This window comes from Paenibacillus sp. FSL F4-0100, from assembly GCF_037993005.1.
In the GTDB taxonomy this organism is placed as follows: Bacteria; Bacillota; Bacilli; order Paenibacillales; family Paenibacillaceae; genus Paenibacillus_AQ.
The window spans coordinates 3,183,286-3,201,847 of sequence record NZ_CP150303.1 but is presented as its reverse complement, the minus strand read 5'-3'; the positions used below and the strand labels follow the sequence as shown (position 1 = coordinate 3,201,847).

The window sequence follows — 18,562 nt, the reverse complement described above, 5'->3', positions numbered from 1 at the left end:
ATGGGATACTGGAAAAGTTTTTAGAGCAGAATCAACGCCAATACCAACAACATAGTTTTGAATACATCTTATTTCATTGTTATTGTAAATTCGGATCCTGGCGTACCGGAAAATACGATCGTTCCGCCCTCAGGTAGAGTCACTTTGTTGTTGCCGCTGACGATGGAATAGTTGAGAGGGTATTCCCCTTCCTCATCATATACTGTGAAAGAACCCTTCTTTGGAAGGTCGACCGTCAATGTTCTGCCGACTGCTTCTGCCGGGATGGTAAACCATTGGGCATGGCCGTTCGCTGGCACCGTGACCTTTGAATAATTTCCAAGAGAGATTGGTATTACATATGCCTCGCTCACAAGCAAGGACCCGTTTAGCTTCAAATATTCGATGCCGTTTTCCTTGTAAAACTGAGCTTCCAATGTATCCCGTCCTGCTAATCCTGGAATCTGGATCTGACTCGTTGCCGTATTAGGACCTGTAATCTTTTTGTCCTGCCAATAACCCGGCATACCGTCGACGAGGCTAATTTGGATGGATGGTTTCCCAAAGAAATAGGTTTCGGAGTTGAATTTCTCGTTCACGAGATAGTACTCCATACCCTCCCGTTTCGCCCAAGCTTCAACAACCTCCTTCGGCAGAACGTTGTCTTCTAGCTTCTCCGCCACATATTCTGACGTGGCTAGCTGTCCCAATCCAGGCAACGACTCATAACTTCTCTTCCACAAATATGTGCGCCCATTCTTCTCGGTGACGAAGTTGATCTTGGAGGTTCCGTACTTGTTGATAAAGCTTCCATCCGAAGTGTATAAATATTTCGTTCCATTATCGGCTGGAATGCTCAGCTCTCCGTCCTCGCTAATCTCTACTCGGAACTGTGAATCACTGCTGGCGTAATAGCCTGCTTGCTTCATTACAGCTTGCGGTACCCTGGCCTTTACGGGCTTTGCGAATGATTTGTCCGGCTTGAAGCTCTTGATTTCGCCCTTTTCCTTGAGGGCTTGCAGCAGCAATTCGCTTGCCAACAGTTGATTTGTTCCACTGTTACCGCCGGATGTTAACACAGCAGCTGCCATCTTTTTCTCAGGAAGCACGACGAGAGAAGCAGCATACACAGACAAGTCTCCGCCCTTGGCCAAGCCTTTTATTCCATAATCATTGAAAGGGTATAGTTTCACACTGTCCCATCCCAGACCGTAACTGCTACTATTATCATCCGCATCTTCTGGCCAAATACCTTTCTTGTATTCCTCCTGTTCCATCGCCCGAACCGACTTGTCAGAAAGAATATTGTTTGCCTGTCCCATAAAAATTTGCGAGAACCGCACCATATCTTCTGCTGTGGAATGAATCCCCCCGCTAGCAATCACATTAACAAAAGCATTCGGAAGTTGATTTGGATAACCCGGGGCATACAAACCGGCAATTTTGCTGCCTTTCAAATCGTCCTGTGGTGTCTTCGTATGATGAATCTGCAATGGTTCTGTGAAAGATTGATGAATAAAAGCTGTAAAGCTCATGCCGCTGACTCTTTCAACTAGAATCTCGGCAAGCGAAAAGCCGCTATTGGAATACACCGAGAATGCTCCGGGGTCCGCTTTCAAGGTCTGGTCGGACAATGCATTCAGAAATGTATCATGGTTATAGGTATCATAATCCTCGAATAAAGAATCGCTCGTAGATTCAGCTCCTCGCAGACCGGAGGAGTGATTCAACAGCATGCGCGGAGTAATGCGCTTATAACGTTCGTCCTTCATCTTGAAATCGTCTATGTACTCGACAACAGGAGTATCCAGATCGATTTTCCCTTCGTCTACCAATTTCATGACGGCTGCGGCACCAAATACTTTACTGACCGATGCGATACCGTACAATGTATCCTCGGTCAGTGGCATATTGTTCTTACCCATCTGCCCAGATACAGTGATTTCTCCTTTGTCAATCAACGCATACTGAACGCTAAACGTTTCCGTAGATTCGATAAGCAACTCAGCCTTCTCAGCAGCGATTTTCGCCAATTCTTGGCTATCGGTGACCTCAGGGGCGACGTTTGCAGCCATTACTCCGGTTGGTATTGGTAGAATCATAGTCAGTGCAAGTATAGTGGATAGCACCCAAGATTGTCTTTTCTTCATAAATATTCCTCCTGATAGATGATTATTTAGACAAAATTAATAAAATTTTCGTATGCTGCAAAAGTTTCAGTACTATTTTCTGCTTAACTGATTCACTCAGTGATATCTCCGTTAGTGGAGTCAGGAGAAGTCCCTTCTTCCAATCAGCGTCAAAACCAACTATAAACCAGCTCAAAAGCTATCCTGCAGCACACGGTTTGGCCCGTTCAGCCAGATCCGTTGACGTACTGGCGCAGACATACAATCCCCAGCGAGCAAGCAGAGAGGACTTCAGCTTATGTTCCGGAAGCAGCTCGATAAAGCCAGGAACAATCGTCGTCTTTTACGTTCCCGGCTCTCTGGCCAGCAGGACGCCTTATAAAGACGGGTTATTAACCCGCTCCTGATCGATGACGGCGCAGAAAAGGTAAACGGAAGCCTCAGCAAACATTCGTGACCTTCGGTAGCAGTTCTCCAAGCAGCCTCCGAATCGTCTCCATCTCGTCCCCCCCATCTTCGAACGGTCTTCTGCGCATCCGGTGTGGCATGACCAGCGAAACGGCCTGCCGCTAGATCCTTAGGCAGCACATCGGTTCTACCGGCAAACGCAGCGAGCGCCATAGCGGTCTTCAGTAGGATGATATCTGCCCGGTGGCCGTCCACGTCCAGCCGAATCCTAATTTCGGCGATCCATTCTAGCATCCGCTCGGAAGGGAGCATTCGGGTAAGCCGTTCTCGGGCATGCAGGATCAGTTCGTAAATCTCCGACTGCACACGCTCATACTGCCTCTGGAATTCCCTAGGGTCCGCTAGGCGGCGCTTGACGGCCTCCATATGGCTGGAGCAATAGAGTTCATCGAACACTTCCACGGACAGCGCAAACCGATCCAGCGATTGCGGGGGCAAATCTCCTTCCTCCGGATTCATAGCACCAATCAAATTGAAACGGGTAGGATGCGAATGTCCCCCCTTCCATTTGACCGTATTCACCCCCATGGTGGTGGCTTCGAGCAATGCATCTACGATTACATTATCCAGCAAATTAATCTCATCCACATACAAAATATGCCCATGCACCGCATCCAGCAGATCCGACTCGAACCACTTCTCTCCTTCGCGGATCACATGCTCGATATCCAGTGTGCCAACGATGCGATCCTCACGGGCGCTGATCGGCAGGTTAACAACCTGAAATCCGGGTATTAGTTTGGCAAGCGCACAGATAGCCGTCAATTTGGCCTTGCTCTTCTCCCCGCGAATCAGCACCCCGCCGAGCCACGGATCGACAAGATTCAGGAACAGACCCTTCATCAAAGTCTGACGCCCGACGATCGCCTCAGCCGAAAATACATCCTGTTTTACATTCATCCATTTCCCCTCCCATTCCTAACTTCTATTCCGTTCCGCGTTTACAAGACCTTGCTCCACAGTCTCGCGCGCGAAAGTCACTGGAACCGGATTACATTTGAATCTAGATCGTCGTCTCACGACCCGACCTTGCTATGGGTTAATCGATTTTAAGTATGGTTTCCCCAACCCTTTTTTTGGGTCAATCATCACAGTGTCTTTTTTTCCTACCGCTAGAGCCAACCCTTCTTAAATGCCGATGCATCTGGTGTACTACTTTAGTTTTGCTGTACAGAGGAGCAGGTTCACATCCAACCAATACCAACATCAAATACGTTCTAAAGGTTTTTTTGCATATTTTCGTTTCAGTTTAACCTTCATCTTAGCCATCCGTGGACTGTTATTTTTCTCTCAACAAAAAATCAACCACTTTCCCTCACGATCATCATTTTATACGTAATAATTACGATTAAAATCTATCAATGTTTAGACACTATGTCAATGGGTTTTTTGCTACTCGCTCAAGTAGTTTCCTCATGAGCAATTGACGATTGTGACGCTATGATGGCGATGATGAGAGGGCCTGTTGACGTGCGGACCGCGACAACGACATTGGGAGATCGGCGCCAAATATCAAAAGTCTATCTGGTTTGGTGTTCAATATGATCCCTCATTTCATAGAATTAACCGCGCCACCTTTTATGCCCGTTTTGAAGATAAATATGCTTTGTTTGACGAAGTCACAGAACAGGCTTTTCATGAGATGTTTCTTAAGCAAGTGGCGAGTGCGCAGGAGTTTACGGATGAAATATGTAACCAGTTGATCTTGCTGACGCACAAATACATCGTGGATTTTTATCGATGGCTACACTTGTTGATGAAAAAATAAAGAAAATGCCTCCGCAAACCCTAGAAAGCATTTTTCTGAAAGGGGATACCTACCAAGGGCGGACAGGCATCTATATAAAAATCATGGCGGTCATGACAGGTTCAGCGATCTAGGGCGCTGCGCATTATTGGTTAAATGTCGAGGAAAAAGATCGAATCGATGTGCTTGTAGACATGTTCGTCCCTATGTAATGAACGGTCTGGGGCTGTATCGCAATGGCGATGAATACAGATGAAAAACGAGACTGGTCAGATAGGAACGATGGTGTACCATAAGTTACACACCTCTCTTTGTTTGCATGGTTGCCAACATATCCATGATACCCAACGAAGAAGGTGTTTTTTGTCAAAAGGAGTAAATAGATTGATTCAATACCTACAGCCGCAAGGTGTTTAGGTTAATTCGTTGCTGCGAAAATTGAGTTTTTAAGTAAAATCGATACGGCTTCAACTTCTAGCCACTGGTGACAACGCTGAAAGAAAGCCTCAAACCTTATATTGAGACAGATGTCTGCCCAAATTAATCGATTAAATTTTCTTGAAATTAAATTTTGACACCATCAAAAGGGAAAGAACCAGTAGTAAAATAAATGATCCAAGCGTTGAAATTCTATTACTAGGTGCAACCAACGAGTATGTGGAGAGAACAAATCCGGCAACGGTTATCGGCACTCCCAAAAAAGATCCTTCAAATTTTCTGATATTATAGTTCGCCAATCTATAAGAACCACTAATGATGTATAACAACAGGAAACATACACCCACCCATTTTGGAATGCCTAAGTCAACAAAATTGAACTTATAAAATATTAATAAAGCTGGAGCGACTCCGAATGAGACCAAATCGGCCAAGGAATCCAATTCCTTTCCGAATTCACTGCAAACATTTAAACGCTTGGCAATTCTCCCGTCATATCTATCTATAAAAACCGCAATCATAATATATGCAGCACTTGCAATGTAATTTTGTTTTATAATCTCGAGTATTGAAAGCACTCCAAATGAAAGGTTCGCGAATGTAAGCAAATTAGGTATAGACTTTTTTAACATAAACTCCTCCTGCCTCACATAAAGCTCATGATGATTTATCAGCACTTTTTTTAAATCCAGAAAGTTTGTTGATCAACTTATCTTTGTAAATCAATCCGAATATAAAAGCTAGCACTGATACTCCTGATATGATTATGGTTGAAACATAATTTTTTTCATAAATATTAGCTCCAACGCTTACGGATGCTAATAGCCATGGGAATCTGCCAATAAGTAAAATCGTAAAAAACCTTATTGGCTTTATAGACGTCAGTCCTGCAACGTATATTAATAAATCCTTTGGTAGCCCAGGAATAATAAAAAATATGAACAAGAAAACAGAAATTTTTTTATTGTCCATCATTCTTGCCATCCATTGAGAACTGTTCTTTTTTAATAAATTCTCGACAAAGGCACCTCCCAAAAACCTGGTAAAAAAGAAAGCTATGATAGCGCCTAGCATCATTCCTGCTGTAGTATAAAGCGTTCCTAAAGGAACCCCATAAATATATCCTCCTGCAATTTGAACGACTTCGCCTGGAATCGGAGCAATTACGGTTTGGAGTATTTGAAAAAAAATAAATCCTATAGGTCCCAACTCTCCCATTGAAAGGATGTAGTCTCGAAATCGATCAATGGATACCGTCACTTTAAGAATTTCAGGTAAATATTTTAGTACAGGGATAACTGCCATAACACCCAGGAAGGCTAAAATTATTTTACCGGCTAATCGTTTCTTTGATTTATGCACAGTATTATCCTCTCTCACTTACTTTTCTATATAAATAGCAGTTTACGAGAAAGATCTTAAGATTGGGACATAAGGAATCTTAAGAATTCTTAAGTCGTGTAATAAACGTAGTTTATCGTAAAATTGCATAATATACTGAAAGCATGACAGAGGGAGAGAGAGATGGAGGGAGAATGATGGACAACACAAAGAATATATTGATAGCCGATGATAATAACGAGATTAGAGAGATTATCCGTGTATTACTGGAGAGTGAACACTATAACGTAATTGAGGCTATAGATGGTGAAGATGCTGTAAACAAAGTGGATGAAAATATAGATATAATCATACTTGATATTATGATGCCTAGAAAATCCGGATTTAAGGCTTGTGTTGAAATTCGTGAAAAAACAAGTGCTCCTATTTTGTTTTTGACTGCTAAAACTCAAGACTCAGATAAATACATGGCATTTTCTGCAGGAAGTGATGATTACCTGTCGAAGCCGTTTTCATATACAGAACTGGTTTCAAGAGTGAAAGCCTTGCTTAGAAGGTATTATGTTTATAAAGGAAAAGACAAGGTTAACCCTCCCGATACGATCCATATCAATGAGCTGGCACTGAATGCCACTACAAATGAAATTTTTATAGGTGAGGAAGAAATTACACTTACTGAAATCGAGTACAAGATTCTATTGTTAATGGCACAGAATAGAAAAAAAATATTTTCAGCCCAAAATTTATATGAAAGCATTTGGGAAGAACCTTATTTTTATAGTTGTAATAATACGGTTATGGTTCATATCAGGAATTTAAGAAGCAAATTGGAGAAAGACCCACAAACCCCCAAGTACATCAAAACAGTTTGGGGAAAGGGGTATCGAATTGAATAAATTTTTTTTATTGAACAAACTGAAAATGAGATTAATACTGTGCCTGATCTTTTCATTTCCTATTTCTGTAGGCTTGTTTTTATTATTACAAACAACAGGTGAAGACATATTATATAACTATTTAAATAAAACATCGTTTATTGAAAATCAAAAGAATCAAACGATTTCTAATTTAAAAGAATATGTATCGGAAAACCATTTGACAATAAAGGATCAAGATAAAATAACAAGCTGGGTACGAGAAACTAAATATGTAAATATCTACGTCTACAAAGACAATGAGCTGGTATACGCTACGGATGGTTATAAATCTACTACTGGAAGTGGAAAATACCTTCGAAGTACAATTTTAAAAGATGAACCGTTGCATAATATTGATTTTTTTGACACGGATGCCCAAGTATATATAGAGTACTTTTTTGAATACAAGTACTATTACATTGTCATCATTATAGATTCAGCAATATCTTTTTTATTCTTTATTTTCAGTATGTTATTTTTTATAAATAAAAAGACATCTTATATTGGAATACTTGAAAAAGAAATAAAAATATTAGAAGGAGGCAACTTAAATTATTCAATTACGTTAAAAGGGAAAGATGAGCTTTCTTCATTAGCTCAAAGTATTAATGAGATGAGAAAATCGTTTATTGAAAGACTGGAAAGTGAAGAAAAAGCCCGGTTAGCAAACAGTGAACTGGTCACAGCCATGTCTCATGATTTAAGGACACCTCTAACAGCACTGGTGGGATATTTGGATATTATTGAATATAAGAAATATAAGACAGATGAAAATTTGACGCAGTATATCCATAATAGTAGAGAAAAAGCATATCAAATTAAGCATCTTTCTGACAAACTATTTGAGTACTTTACGGTATTTAATACCGAGGAGGACGAACTAGAACTGGAAGCATTCGATGGAAATCAACTAATAGACCAACTGATCGATGAGCAACTTTTGATTTTACAAAATAATGGTTTTCATTTTGAATTTATCCCATGCAGCACCCCTTTTCATATTGAGGTACACGTAATATCTATCCGTAGAGTTTTTGATAATATTTTTTCTAATATCACCAAGTATGCGGATAAGTCCAAACCGGTTAAAATTAAATGCTATATAAAAGATCGATTGTTATTTATTGATCTCGAAAACCATATAAACACTAAATTGGAACAGATACATAGCACAGGAATTGGTATGAAAACATGCGAAAAAATCATCGAAAAGCATAAGGGGAACATAACTGTTACAAGAACCGAGGATATTTATGCTGTCCACATTAGTTTCGTTATAGTAACCTAAAGTCACTATATTTCGGTGTAGATGAGCGGCGTGCTGCGGCTCGCTCGGGTCCTGCGCTTGTTTCGGATAATACCGGCCATACCGGCAAAGAAATCAAAAGGCTACTTCTGGAGAAAAGCAATAAGTAAATAAACGAAGGTAAAAAGAGTGCACTGTGACCCGTTGGATGTACACCTTGAAAAATAGTGTGCTCCCACGGGCCACAGTTCAGATGTATTCCGGCTACACTCATTTCAATAGCTTTCATCTTAAGATCTACAGTCCAGGCTATCCATGAAACGGATTACTTTTTACTTCATTTTACTCTTTGCCTATTGGGGCCCTTTATCGCGCCCTTCAATAAGATCAAAACGAAGTAACGGCATATATGTTATCTCCTTCTTTACACGCTGTGTTATTTGCGAGCTATCCTTTGCTGATACGAGTGCTCTAACAAGAGTCGTTCCCGACTAGAGGAAACTCTTTTGTACTCTATTTGCTTGTTCGATAGTTTGCTTGACAATTGCTTCTGCAGATTGATCCTTAGCTAACCTAAGACCCTGCCCTGCCCACAGAGACATATACTCAGGGTCGTTCCCTTTTGCAGCTGCCTGTCGAATATCACGCGTCAAAGCGTTTTGTATTGGATAGGCAGGGATTGTTCCGGAATACTGTTGCATATCTCTCATAAATTTTGTTCGAATACCTCTTGCTGCTTTTCCCGAGTATGCACATGTAAGTTCAGTGGAGTCCTCATTTGATGAGAGGATTTTCTGTTTGTACGTTTGATGGGCACCGCTCTCCGAACACGCCAAAAATGCAGTGCCCATCTGTACAGCTCCAGCGCCTAATGCAAGGCTTGCAACAAGTCCCCTTCCATCCATGATGCCCCCCGATGCGATGACAGCAATCGACACGTGATCAACAATCTGTGGAACAAGTGACATGGTGCCGATCAGAGATTCAGAAACACTTTTTAAAAATGTGCCTCGGTGACCTCCTGCCTCACATCCTTGAGCCACAATTGCGTTTACACCAGCCATGTCTAAATGGATAGCTTCTTCAACAGTTGTTGCAGTTCCTATTACGACTGTACCATGCTGCTTCATGGATTGAATCACTTCTTGTGGTGGTATACCAAAAGTAAAACTAAATACCGGAACCTCCTCTTCACGCAATACTTGCACTTGATCCTCAAACGATTCCAAAGACTTAAGAGCCGATCGATTTTGAGTAATTCCATACCTGACATGGTATTTATGGAGATGGTCCATCATTTGAACGACTACTTCTTCCGATTCTTCCGGTTGCTCAGGCACAAACAAATTTACTCCGAAAGGCTTATCTGTAAGTTCCCTGATCTTTTGGATCGCACTTCGGAGCTGCTCGGGCGTTAAGTATCCAGCTCCTAGATTGCCTAAGCCTCCAGCATTTGAAACAGCTGCTACTAAGTCAGGAGTTGTGACACCACCTGCCATCGGCGCTTGGAATATTGGATATCGAATTTTTAGCGTACGTGTTAAGTCAGTTTCAAACACGGATGAACGCCTCCTGTTAATGTGTTTTGATTAAAATGATTCCCTTTTTATTAAGAAATGACTGCACCGGTTATCAATGAGCTTCAGCCAAGGATATCCTCATGAACTTTCCGCCAAAAAGGATGGACCCTAACATAACCCTACTATATTTGGAAACCATACAGGCATTATGACCCCGAGAGCTAGAAGAATAAACGCAGTAATCAATGATTTGATATAACCCAATTTACTTATCCACCGACCAGAGAACTGATGATGGTACCGCATCCTCTAGAGGTTCCAGATAACGGCTCAGAGCCATATTGGGGAAGTGATTCCGGTTCCCCATCAGTAATTTTGGTGATTTCGACCACAGGGCGTGTAGCCAAATATGCACCGTGAGGATGCTTAAGCCATTCCTCTGGAGTACGCACAATTCCTCCACAGGCATTTGCTGCTGCTATAGTTTCTTCAAGATCGTCGGCATTCCACTCACTTACGGCTTTGGCAACAGATTCCGGTGTAGGTTCACATTTCAATTTCAATACATCCAAAACCCGTTGTTCAAGATGAGGGAGGTTGAAGTGTGGCAAGAACCATCGTCCATCAGCCGTTTTCCATTGCTATCAGCAAAATCTAAATTGTAAAAGTCCATTACAAATGCATTAAGTCCTCTTTCCTAACAATATCGAATCATTTCGATGGACAAATCAACGCCTTGTTACCTCCATGCCATTGTTTTTGAAGAAAAGGCTGTCAATGCCCGTACCGGCACCGATTTCAATCAACTTCTTTTTATCCGATGACTGTAGCTAGTGACACAGTAAGCGACGCCGTTCCTTTTGTACATCGGCCGGTCTCACATCCATTTCACTTGAACAATTTCTTTGTGTTTGATCATGTTTAAAGAAGAAGCAGGGCTGTCCCCAAGCCATTATTCATGACTTTCGAAACAGCCCTAAATGAGTCTCGTTACTCGTCTAACCTTTTCAAATGAGTCAGGAAATTTCCCTATTCCTGTAAGTGTACATCTTAATGTTATTGGAACCGGATGTTACCAGCATGCTATATGCTATCTCGCCGCTTAAGTCTACCAGTGTCAAATATTCACCATGCCCCGCACCCGTATCGATGCCAATTCTACGGTCTCCAAGCCAAATCTGTCCGTGAGAGGCTCCTAGCCTGGAAGCCGGTGTGTGGCCAAAGACTACCGTTTCTCTGCCTGTCAGTCTTCCTGCAAAAAACGGATCACGGATTTCCGTCAAATCCTGGACGGTCTGATGTTCGATTGGAACGCCAGGCCGAATGCCCGCATGAACAAACAGGTATCCTCCGAACCTGCTCCAGAACGGAAGAGCGCGTAAAAATGGCGTCCATTGGGTAGAGATCCCATTGTTCAGCCATTTTTGCTCATTGTTGCCTGACAAGGCTACAGCCCCTTCCTTGCACAGCGATTCAATAAGAGCAAGCGTTCCTTCCGAATCGGGCCCTTTATTCACGTAATCGCCCAGTAAAAAGAGGCGGTCCTGGTCTGGACGGTACCCTGCGTGCTCAAGCAGCTGCTCCAGCAGCAGACCGTGCCCGTGAATATCTGCGACCGCCAGTATTCTACCGCCTGGCTTCATATGAAAATCCGCGTCCGCGAGACAGGAAATGAAATACGCTGCTGGCTGCCTTTCTCTGTCGGCTGCGAAGACAAGGCATGAATATGCTGCCCGTCTGCCGTCTCCAGCAGTAGCCGCCAGCGGCTGCCCTCATAGATGGACTGTTTGACTACGGCTATCAGGCTGTTGACGTCAGAACGCTCCTGCTGATCGCTGGCGCCGGTCTCCAGCACATCAGCATGCAGCATAACCAGGACATTCTCGTCTCCAACCTGTTCGCCAGGAGGCATCGCAGCGGGAATTCCGTGGATGGTCTGCCCTGCCAATTGTACGGACACGGACTCTTCATCGGCATGAATCAGCGTCGCATTCAGCTTGTTCTGATAACCCATTAGCTCCGCTACCCAAGGGGTTGCCGGATTCTCAAACAGTTCGCGGGGCTCAGCCAGTTGCTCGATTTGTCCGCCTCGAAGCACAAGAATTCGATCCGCCAGCGCGAACGCCTCCATCACATCATGGGTGACATAGAGTGTCGTTACCATCATCTCGCGCAGCAGCAGCGCCAGTTCCTGACGCATCTCCGTACGGAGCTTCACATCGAGATTGGACAAGGGTTCGTCCATAAGCAGAATACGAGGCTGCGTAGCCAGTGCGCGGGCAATTCCAACCCGCTGCTGCTGCCCTCCGGACAGTTCCGAAGGCAGCCGGCCTAGCAACCCCTCCAGATGCAGCAGCCGGGCCAGGGAGGTGATGCGTGCAGCACGCTCCACCGTTGGAACCTTATTGCGGCGCAAACCGTATTCAATATTTTCTTTAATCGTCATATGCGGCCATAACGCGTAATCCTGAAACACCATATTCACCGGCCGCTTCTCGGGTGGTACGTTTCGGACGGCAGAAGATACCTTCTGTCCATCCATCATGATATCTCCCTCATCTACTGGCAGCAGACCGGCCACCATTTGCAGCAATGTGGACTTGCCGCAGCCTGACGGTCCGAGCAAGCAGATGCGCTCCCCTTCCCTCATTTGAAACGAAATTTTATGAATAGCCTTTATTGCTCCGAACTGCTTGCTTATATGTGTTAATTCCAGAATCGGTCTCAAATGATGCAGCTCCTTTTCGTTTTCGTTCATCCTGGCGCTTAAATAAGGCTTTCCCCAACCACTGGAGGGTAACGATAATAACTACGGTCATCCCTCCGCCCAGCACCGTAGCGGCCGTTGCATAGCCGTATTGCGAAAATTCAAAAGCACGGTCGACCACAAGTGACATCAGCACATAATTGGACGGCTGGAGCATGGAAGCCAGCGCCAAGTCAAACACGCTTGTCCCGAAAGCAGCCAACGTTGCAATGAGCAGCGATTGCCTAACCATCGGCAGAACGATTGTCCCCATCCTCACCCAAGCAGAAGCACCTTGTACGGAAGCTGCCCGCAGCATGGAGGAGGACAGGCTGGCGAATGAACCAAGCTGTACCCGAACTGCATAAGGTATGGCTCCGGCGACCGCAGCGATAACCAGTAATGCGGGCTTGCCATATAGGTTGAGCCCGACCGGCTCCAGCCACTTCTGGTTCCAGATGAAGATGTATCCGATCCCGAGAACGACACCCGGTACGGCGAGGGATACGATCGAGAATATTTGAATCGCTCCCTTGAATTTAAAAGACGTAAAGGTTAATACATACGCAATGAAAAATCCGATGATCATGCTGAATAACGCTGCCAGCCCGGCAATGGTAAGGGAGTGAACAAAACCCTTTAAAAGCGGCAGCAGCGAATGATCGCTTCCCCCTCCTCCGAGAACAGCCACGTAGTGGGATAGTGTCAAATTGGAGAGGGTAATGCCTTCCCCAAGCCGTTTTATAAAGGATACGGCGACGCTTGTCCCTACCGGAATACCGAGGCAGCACAAAAGCAGAAGTCCGGAAGACAGATTGAGTAGCCAGGCATGGCGCGGCTTGCGCGGCATCGTCCGAACCGCTCGGTTGTTCAGAAAATCGAAGCGGGATTTACGGATTGCCAGTACAAGCAGACCCATGGCCGCGCCGAGAATCATGACCAGATAAAATGCCATCACGCCTGCCATGTCAAAACGTACAGGCGATTGATAAATCGCCGTATAAATCGAATAGGGAAGAGTCGGAAAACGGTATGTCGTAGACAGAGCCGCAGGCAGACCAAAATCTCCAATCGTATCAATAAACACAAGTATCCAACCCGCAAAATACGCCGGAGCGGACAAGGGCAGGTTCACCGTCCGCCAGACCGTGAAAGGTCTTGCCCCGCACAGTCGGGCCGCATTCCCGTATTGCGATACGCTCCAATCCAGAGCCGCCCCCACCGTAAGATAAGCCATCGGAAACTTGCTTAGCGCCATAATAACAATCAACCCTGAAGGCTGAAATACCATAGCTGGAACCCATGACCACCCAAGCGATTGAGCAGCCAGGCCGCCTTGGCCCGCAAACAGCACCCATCCCTGTGCCAACAGAAATGACGGAGCAATGAGCAAGATCCAAGCCGCCACGTCCAGATAACGTCCGAGCGCAAAGCTCCACTGCGACCGCATAACCGCCAGCGCTCCGCCGATCAGTGTGCCAAGCGTAGCTGTTCCGACCCCAAGCAGCAGCGAATTCAGCAGTGACTGCTTCCAAAGCGGTCGGTGAAACATTTCCAGTACAATACTCACATTATTAAATTCCAGATGTCCGAAAAACAGACCCGGAAAGACGACATTCACGATAACCGCCAACAGCGGCAGAAAAATAAAAACAAAGAGGAGGGCGGTAACGCCCCCGCCTAACCGTGTCTCTAACGATCTCATCAGCCTATCCCTTCTCTAATTGACATTGCGGTCGGCAAACCAGGTTTTGATCTCCGTCTCATGCTCGCCTGCCCAACTCGCCGGAGGTAACAGGAAGGTTCCATCCTGTCTTCTCTCCTTACGCATCTTTGCGCCTTTGCTAAGCGGAGTGAAAAAGCTCTCGTTGCTGGACAAGGAGGTCAGATAATTTTGAGTCTCAGGCTTAAGCATATATTCGACAAAGGCTTTTGCGGCTGCCGGGTTTTTGGTCTCTTTGTTAATGGCAATGACACGCAGGCTGCCCGGTGCTCCCTCATCCGGCCAGATGACGCCTACCGGCTCTCCGTCAAGCTGCATCTGATAGGCATTACCTTCCTGCAGCGCCGCTACTTGTATCTCTCCGCTCAATAATGCCTTGCCGACCGGGCCATTCTTCGGATAAACAAACAGTCCATCCTTGAAGCGTTTCTCATACTTGGCTTTAGCCTCTTCTACGCCCCACTTGTAGAAGAAAGAGGATACGAGCGGGTATGCAGGTGCGGCAACCGCCGGATCAGCATGGCCGACCGGCCCCTTGTAATTGAAGAATTCCTCCCATGCTTTCGGAGCGTCCGCTTCTGAGACAAGGTTCTTATTGTAAGCGATAACTGCCGAAGCATGCATGCCGATTGGGAAATAAGCATCATTGCTAGGGACCATCGATGCACCAAAGTCATTCAAATTGCCGATGTTGTCAGGTACCCAGCCAGTCATCAGAAACCCGCGGTCCGCCAGGTTTTGTACGGAGCCATGTCCGTCCATCATAAGAACGTCCCACTGTGGATTTCCCTGCTCGGCTTCGATCTTGGCCAGCGCTTCACCGCCTCCATAGTGAACGGCCTCCATCTTGTAGCCGGTATCCTCGGTGAATCGCGGCGCAACTTCATCCACGAAATCATTGCCATAGAGCTTGATCGTTACTCCTGTGTCCCCGTTCGCCCCTCCTTTGACGGATGGATCGGACTGCTGTCCACTCGCATTTCCTTGTTCCGATCCGGAACTTGATGAAGTTGCGTTGCTGGCTGAATTCCCGCAGCCTGCCGCGATCGTGCTAATGATCAACAATATGAATGCCAATGTGATTCCTATCTTTCTATTAGCTGTCATGGTTAGCCTCCCGTTTCTGTGCTGAAAATTTAGATGACTCCTCTCTCCGATTCTTTTATGTTCCTGCCACGCTTCTAATTTAACCTTTCAAAATCAATCCTGGATTAAGCGAGTATCAATTCTTAATTAAATTAAATCTATTAAACTTAAATAAAGATAGATATAATCTATTTCATGAGTTTAGATATGGAGGGATATAACGATGAACTTGCAGCAATTGAAAGTATTTGTACTGGCAGTCAAGCTCCAAAAGCTCTATCTGGTTGCAGAAAAGCTGAACATTCGCCAGCCTACGGTCACCTTTCATCTGAACAAGCTTCAAGAAGAACAAGGAGTTCCCCTGTTCGTTACCAAGTCCTATCATGTGATCAAGCTGACTCCAGCGGGAAAAGCACTCTACCACTATGCAGCTAACATCATTGCCCAGACGGAAGAAATTGAAGCCTTAATGGGAGAGTTCCGCCATCTGCGGGGTGCAAGACTGACGATTGGCAGCACCCATTCCCCGGCTACCTACATTTTGCCGCCGCTGCTGGCTGAGCTTAAAAGCCAAAACCCGCAGCTGTCTATCTTGCTGGACGTAAAACCGGCCCCGGTCATTATCGGGAAAATTAAAAGCTTTGAGCTTGATTTTGGTCTGGTTACCCAAGTTCAAATCGATGACCCTGACCTGATTGCGGAGCCTCTTATGGAGGATGATCTCGTCGTGATCTTTCATCCAGATCATCCCTTCGCCCGCATGGCAACTTTGTCCCCCTATGACTTGTCGGCTTACCCTTTCATTTCTCATGAGGAGGGATCGGTCAGCAGGAAAATTTTTGAGCAGTGGGCCGCAGAGCATATTATTACACTGGATGTCGCCATGGAGGTGTCAGGGTCCGAAGCCATGAAATCGCTCGTCAGACAGCAGCTGGGCTTTGCCATATTATCCGGCAGCTCCGTCCAGCGCGAGACTGCAGATGGGCTGCTGGGTGTCCATCGTATTCCGAATTGGTCTTATCGCCGCCGTTTCTATATGATTCGTGAAAAAAACAAGCTTGTCAGTCCTATCATGCAAAGCTTTATGGAGGTTATAGCGTCCAGACTGTCTTAAATCATTAATTCTGGGTGGGAGCGGATGATTCAAAAAAAGCACGGTAGACAATATCAGAACTGTCTCCCGTGCTTATCGTTTTAGCCCTTTCCAATTCATTAACTTTACTTCAGAAAATAATTCTGCACTTCTTTCCAGTTGTTCACACGACCTTTATCGCGAAAAAAGTGGGTTCTAATAGAAACCCTATGATTCATTTGCCAAAATATTTGGGACGATATACAAGGCAGCAATTTACATGATCTGCGCCGGTGGTATCCGCAATGATCTCATCCATATCTATCGCTGTTCTTTTCATCCTTCCAAGCCTCCAGAGTGATGTGTTGTATGTTCAGTAGAAGAATGTTCGCTGCACATTGAACCACATCTCTGTCATTAAAAACAATCGGATTGTTATGACAATACTCAAATACATTTAAAACAGATTTAATTCCTATTGGGGGTCCCGCCAACATTTTAACGAAAATATACGCTAAGCGAATAATGATCATGAAAAAGCCGGTTTCTCCTACTCTAAGGATTAACCGGCTTCACTTTTTATCAGATCATGTTGGTCAATAGACATCACCGCGATTATCGATAGTCAATATGTAAACCACTTGTTCCGTATGATTGACTTCAAAAATCACCCTGTATGTACCCACTCTTAGGCGCAAAAGCTTTTCTCTTCCCTTGAGTGGTTTTATATCACCTATCGGCGGACGGACAGATAGACCTATTAACGCTTTTCTAATGCGCTCTTGTATTGCTCTTTCCTGTTTGGCTATAAACTTAACAGCATCACGACTTAATGTCAGTTGGTAAGTTGAGCTCACGCATTGCTTCCTCCCATGACATAAATTCGGAGCTGCCTTTCAGTTGTCGTTCTTCTTCTTCGCATAAAGGAACATCATCTGGTTCCATCTGCGCAATCTCGTCCCAGTCTGGTCGGTGGCGTATCGATAGATACTTTAAATAGTCATATGCTGATTGGTTAGCGTCATCTGGAAGAAGTTCAATTAATTTTATTAACTCCCGTTTGCTGATTGCCATTGAAACCCTCCTCTAAGCAATGTCCGCTAATAAAGATTAGCGGTCGTTAGGTATTTTCAAAGCATATACTTGATGTCCGCTAATGTTTCGATTAAGATGAGAATACCATGTCCGCTAATGTAAGTCAAGATTTGGAGGCTTTGCTAATGAGAGAGACGACCGGGATTTCGAAACAGGGCGAGCAGATGATTGAAGACTTCATTCACGCTCTCACCACCCACGAAGATTTAAATCCCAAAACACTAAAAGAGTACGCAAGCGACTTGAAACATTTTATCGGTTGGTTCGAGACAGCCGACCACCAGGAGGAAGAGGTTATATTTCGAATTGAAGATGTAGCTACTCCAACATTAACACGATACCGGGAAGCCGCGCAAAAAGTAATGGAATTGAAACCGGCGACCATTAACCGGCGGCTTATAACCCTAAAACGTTTTTTCGAGTGGGCTGTGTCGGAATCTAGGATTCGCCGCGACCCTTCAAAGCCGGTTAAGTTGGTTCCCGAAGAAAAGGTAAGCCCTCGACAAATGACAGACAAAGAAGAAGCTGCATTGATCGCTGCGGCTGAGCACGACGGTTCCCTTCGGGATCAGACGATTCTAATCGTGATGTTTCACACCGGTTTACGAACTATGGAAGTATGCGACCTGGCTCCTGGTGATATTCAAATCGGTAAACGCAGCGGTCAGCTTACGGTGCGGTCCGGAAAACGAAATAAACAACGGGAAATACCTTTGAACGCAACGTGCAGAGCTGCTTTGGAAAAATATCTGGTAGTCCTTCCTCCTGACAGTCCTTATCTATTTCCTTCTGAGAAAACGGGCGATCGATTAACAGAACGTGCTTTACGCCATTTGATTCAAAAATACATGAAAGCAGCTCGACTCGAAGGATTGAGCGCCCACGATCTACGGCACCGGTTCGGGTACGTGATGGCAGAAAACACTCCGTTGCACCGATTGGCGCAAATAATGGGACACGATAGTCTGGACACAACGATGATTTACGTCAAGGCGACTCGTGCGGATCTGCAATCGGAAGTTGAAAAAAATAGCTTGGCAATAAGGAGATGAGAA

At 44.9% G+C, this 18,562-nt stretch carries 17 protein-coding genes; 5 read left to right on the top strand and 12 right to left on the bottom strand.

Annotation, left to right across the window (positions count from 1 at the left end; genetic code table 11):
* Positions 1-68: 68 nt before the first annotated feature.
* Positions 69-2,129 (bottom strand): serine hydrolase domain-containing protein, encoded by a 2,061-nt coding sequence (locus tag MHH48_RS14460; protein WP_076326348.1) that lies wholly within the window; start codon positions 2,127-2,129, stop codon positions 69-71.
* Between the two features lie 270 nt (positions 2,130-2,399).
* A complete protein-coding gene (locus MHH48_RS14455) occupies positions 2,400-3,476 on the bottom strand; it encodes an AAA family ATPase (protein WP_256720866.1) in 1,077 nt (358 codons plus the stop codon).
* A gap of 840 nt (positions 3,477-4,316) precedes the next feature.
* On the opposite strand from MHH48_RS14455, the gene MHH48_RS14450 reads away from it, so the two are divergent.
* Positions 4,317-4,457 (top strand): hypothetical protein, encoded by a 141-nt coding sequence (locus MHH48_RS14450; RefSeq protein WP_256720865.1) that lies wholly within the window; start codon positions 4,317-4,319, stop codon positions 4,455-4,457.
* A gap of 414 nt (positions 4,458-4,871) precedes the next feature.
* On the opposite strand, the gene pssA is transcribed toward MHH48_RS14450, so the two are convergent.
* Both pssA and MHH48_RS14440 read right to left on the bottom strand, forming a co-directional pair.
* Positions 4,872-5,393 carry a CDP-diacylglycerol--serine O-phosphatidyltransferase gene (gene pssA, locus MHH48_RS14445; protein WP_076326347.1) on the bottom strand — a complete coding sequence of 174 codons (522 nt, stop codon included), beginning with the start codon at positions 5,391-5,393 and terminating at the stop codon, positions 4,872-4,874.
* Between the two features lie 25 nt (positions 5,394-5,418).
* Positions 5,419-6,123, bottom strand: coding sequence for a VTT domain-containing protein (locus tag MHH48_RS14440; RefSeq protein WP_076326346.1), 705 nt, complete (start codon positions 6,121-6,123; stop codon positions 5,419-5,421).
* Positions 6,124-6,296: 173 nt separating this feature from the next.
* On the opposite strand from MHH48_RS14440, the gene MHH48_RS14435 reads away from it, so the two are divergent.
* Positions 6,297-6,998, top strand: coding sequence for a response regulator transcription factor (locus MHH48_RS14435; protein ID WP_256720864.1), 702 nt, complete (start codon positions 6,297-6,299; stop codon positions 6,996-6,998).
* Positions 6,991-8,307, top strand: a complete 1,317-nt coding sequence (locus MHH48_RS14430; protein WP_076326344.1) for a HAMP domain-containing sensor histidine kinase — start codon at positions 6,991-6,993, stop codon at positions 8,305-8,307. Before MHH48_RS14435 ends, MHH48_RS14430 begins: the two co-directional genes overlap by 8 nt.
* Before the next feature lie 449 nt (positions 8,308-8,756).
* Here MHH48_RS14430 and MHH48_RS14425 read toward each other — a convergent pair whose 3' ends face one another.
* The 6 genes from MHH48_RS14425 to MHH48_RS14400 form a co-directional block, all read right to left on the bottom strand.
* Complete coding sequence (locus MHH48_RS14425; protein WP_076326343.1) at positions 8,757-9,824, bottom strand: nitronate monooxygenase; 1,068 nt, start codon at positions 9,822-9,824, stop codon at positions 8,757-8,759.
* A 230-nt stretch (positions 9,825-10,054) separates the two neighbouring features.
* Positions 10,055-10,342: a hypothetical protein gene (locus MHH48_RS14420; protein ID WP_218641292.1), complete on the bottom strand. Its 288-nt coding sequence runs from the start codon at positions 10,340-10,342 to the stop codon at positions 10,055-10,057.
* 459 nt (positions 10,343-10,801) lie between these two features.
* Positions 10,802-11,428 (bottom strand): metallophosphoesterase, encoded by a 627-nt coding sequence (locus MHH48_RS14415; protein WP_076326342.1) that lies wholly within the window; start codon positions 11,426-11,428, stop codon positions 10,802-10,804.
* Positions 11,425-12,513, bottom strand: a complete 1,089-nt coding sequence (locus MHH48_RS14410) for an ABC transporter ATP-binding protein (protein WP_144023529.1) — start codon at positions 12,511-12,513, stop codon at positions 11,425-11,427. The genes MHH48_RS14415 and MHH48_RS14410 overlap by 4 nt, the downstream gene beginning before the upstream one ends.
* Positions 12,449-14,236 carry an ABC transporter permease subunit gene (locus tag MHH48_RS14405; RefSeq protein WP_076326340.1) on the bottom strand — a complete coding sequence of 596 codons (1,788 nt, stop codon included), beginning with the start codon at positions 14,234-14,236 and terminating at the stop codon, positions 12,449-12,451. The genes MHH48_RS14410 and MHH48_RS14405 overlap by 65 nt, the downstream gene beginning before the upstream one ends.
* A 15-nt stretch (positions 14,237-14,251) precedes the next feature.
* Positions 14,252-15,361, bottom strand: a complete 1,110-nt coding sequence (locus MHH48_RS14400; protein WP_076326339.1) for an extracellular solute-binding protein — start codon at positions 15,359-15,361, stop codon at positions 14,252-14,254.
* Between the two features lie 202 nt (positions 15,362-15,563).
* Here MHH48_RS14400 and MHH48_RS14395 point away from each other — a divergent pair, with 202 nt between their 5' ends.
* Positions 15,564-16,454, top strand: a complete 891-nt coding sequence (locus MHH48_RS14395; RefSeq protein WP_076326338.1) for a LysR family transcriptional regulator — start codon at positions 15,564-15,566, stop codon at positions 16,452-16,454.
* A gap of 554 nt (positions 16,455-17,008) precedes the next feature.
* Here MHH48_RS14395 and MHH48_RS14390 read toward each other — a convergent pair.
* Complete coding sequence (locus tag MHH48_RS14390; protein WP_076326336.1) at positions 17,009-17,269, bottom strand: type II toxin-antitoxin system RelE/ParE family toxin; 261 nt, start codon at positions 17,267-17,269, stop codon at positions 17,009-17,011.
* Entirely contained in the window at positions 17,235-17,486 is a 252-nt protein-coding gene (locus MHH48_RS14385) for a hypothetical protein (protein WP_076326335.1), read from the bottom strand. Before MHH48_RS14385 ends, MHH48_RS14390 begins: the two co-directional genes overlap by 35 nt.
* Positions 17,487-17,632: 146 nt before the next feature.
* Here MHH48_RS14385 and MHH48_RS14380 point away from each other — a divergent pair, with 146 nt between their 5' ends.
* Positions 17,633-18,559 (top strand): tyrosine-type recombinase/integrase, encoded by a 927-nt coding sequence (locus MHH48_RS14380; protein ID WP_076326334.1) that lies wholly within the window; start codon positions 17,633-17,635, stop codon positions 18,557-18,559.
* Positions 18,560-18,562: the final 3 nt, after the last annotated feature.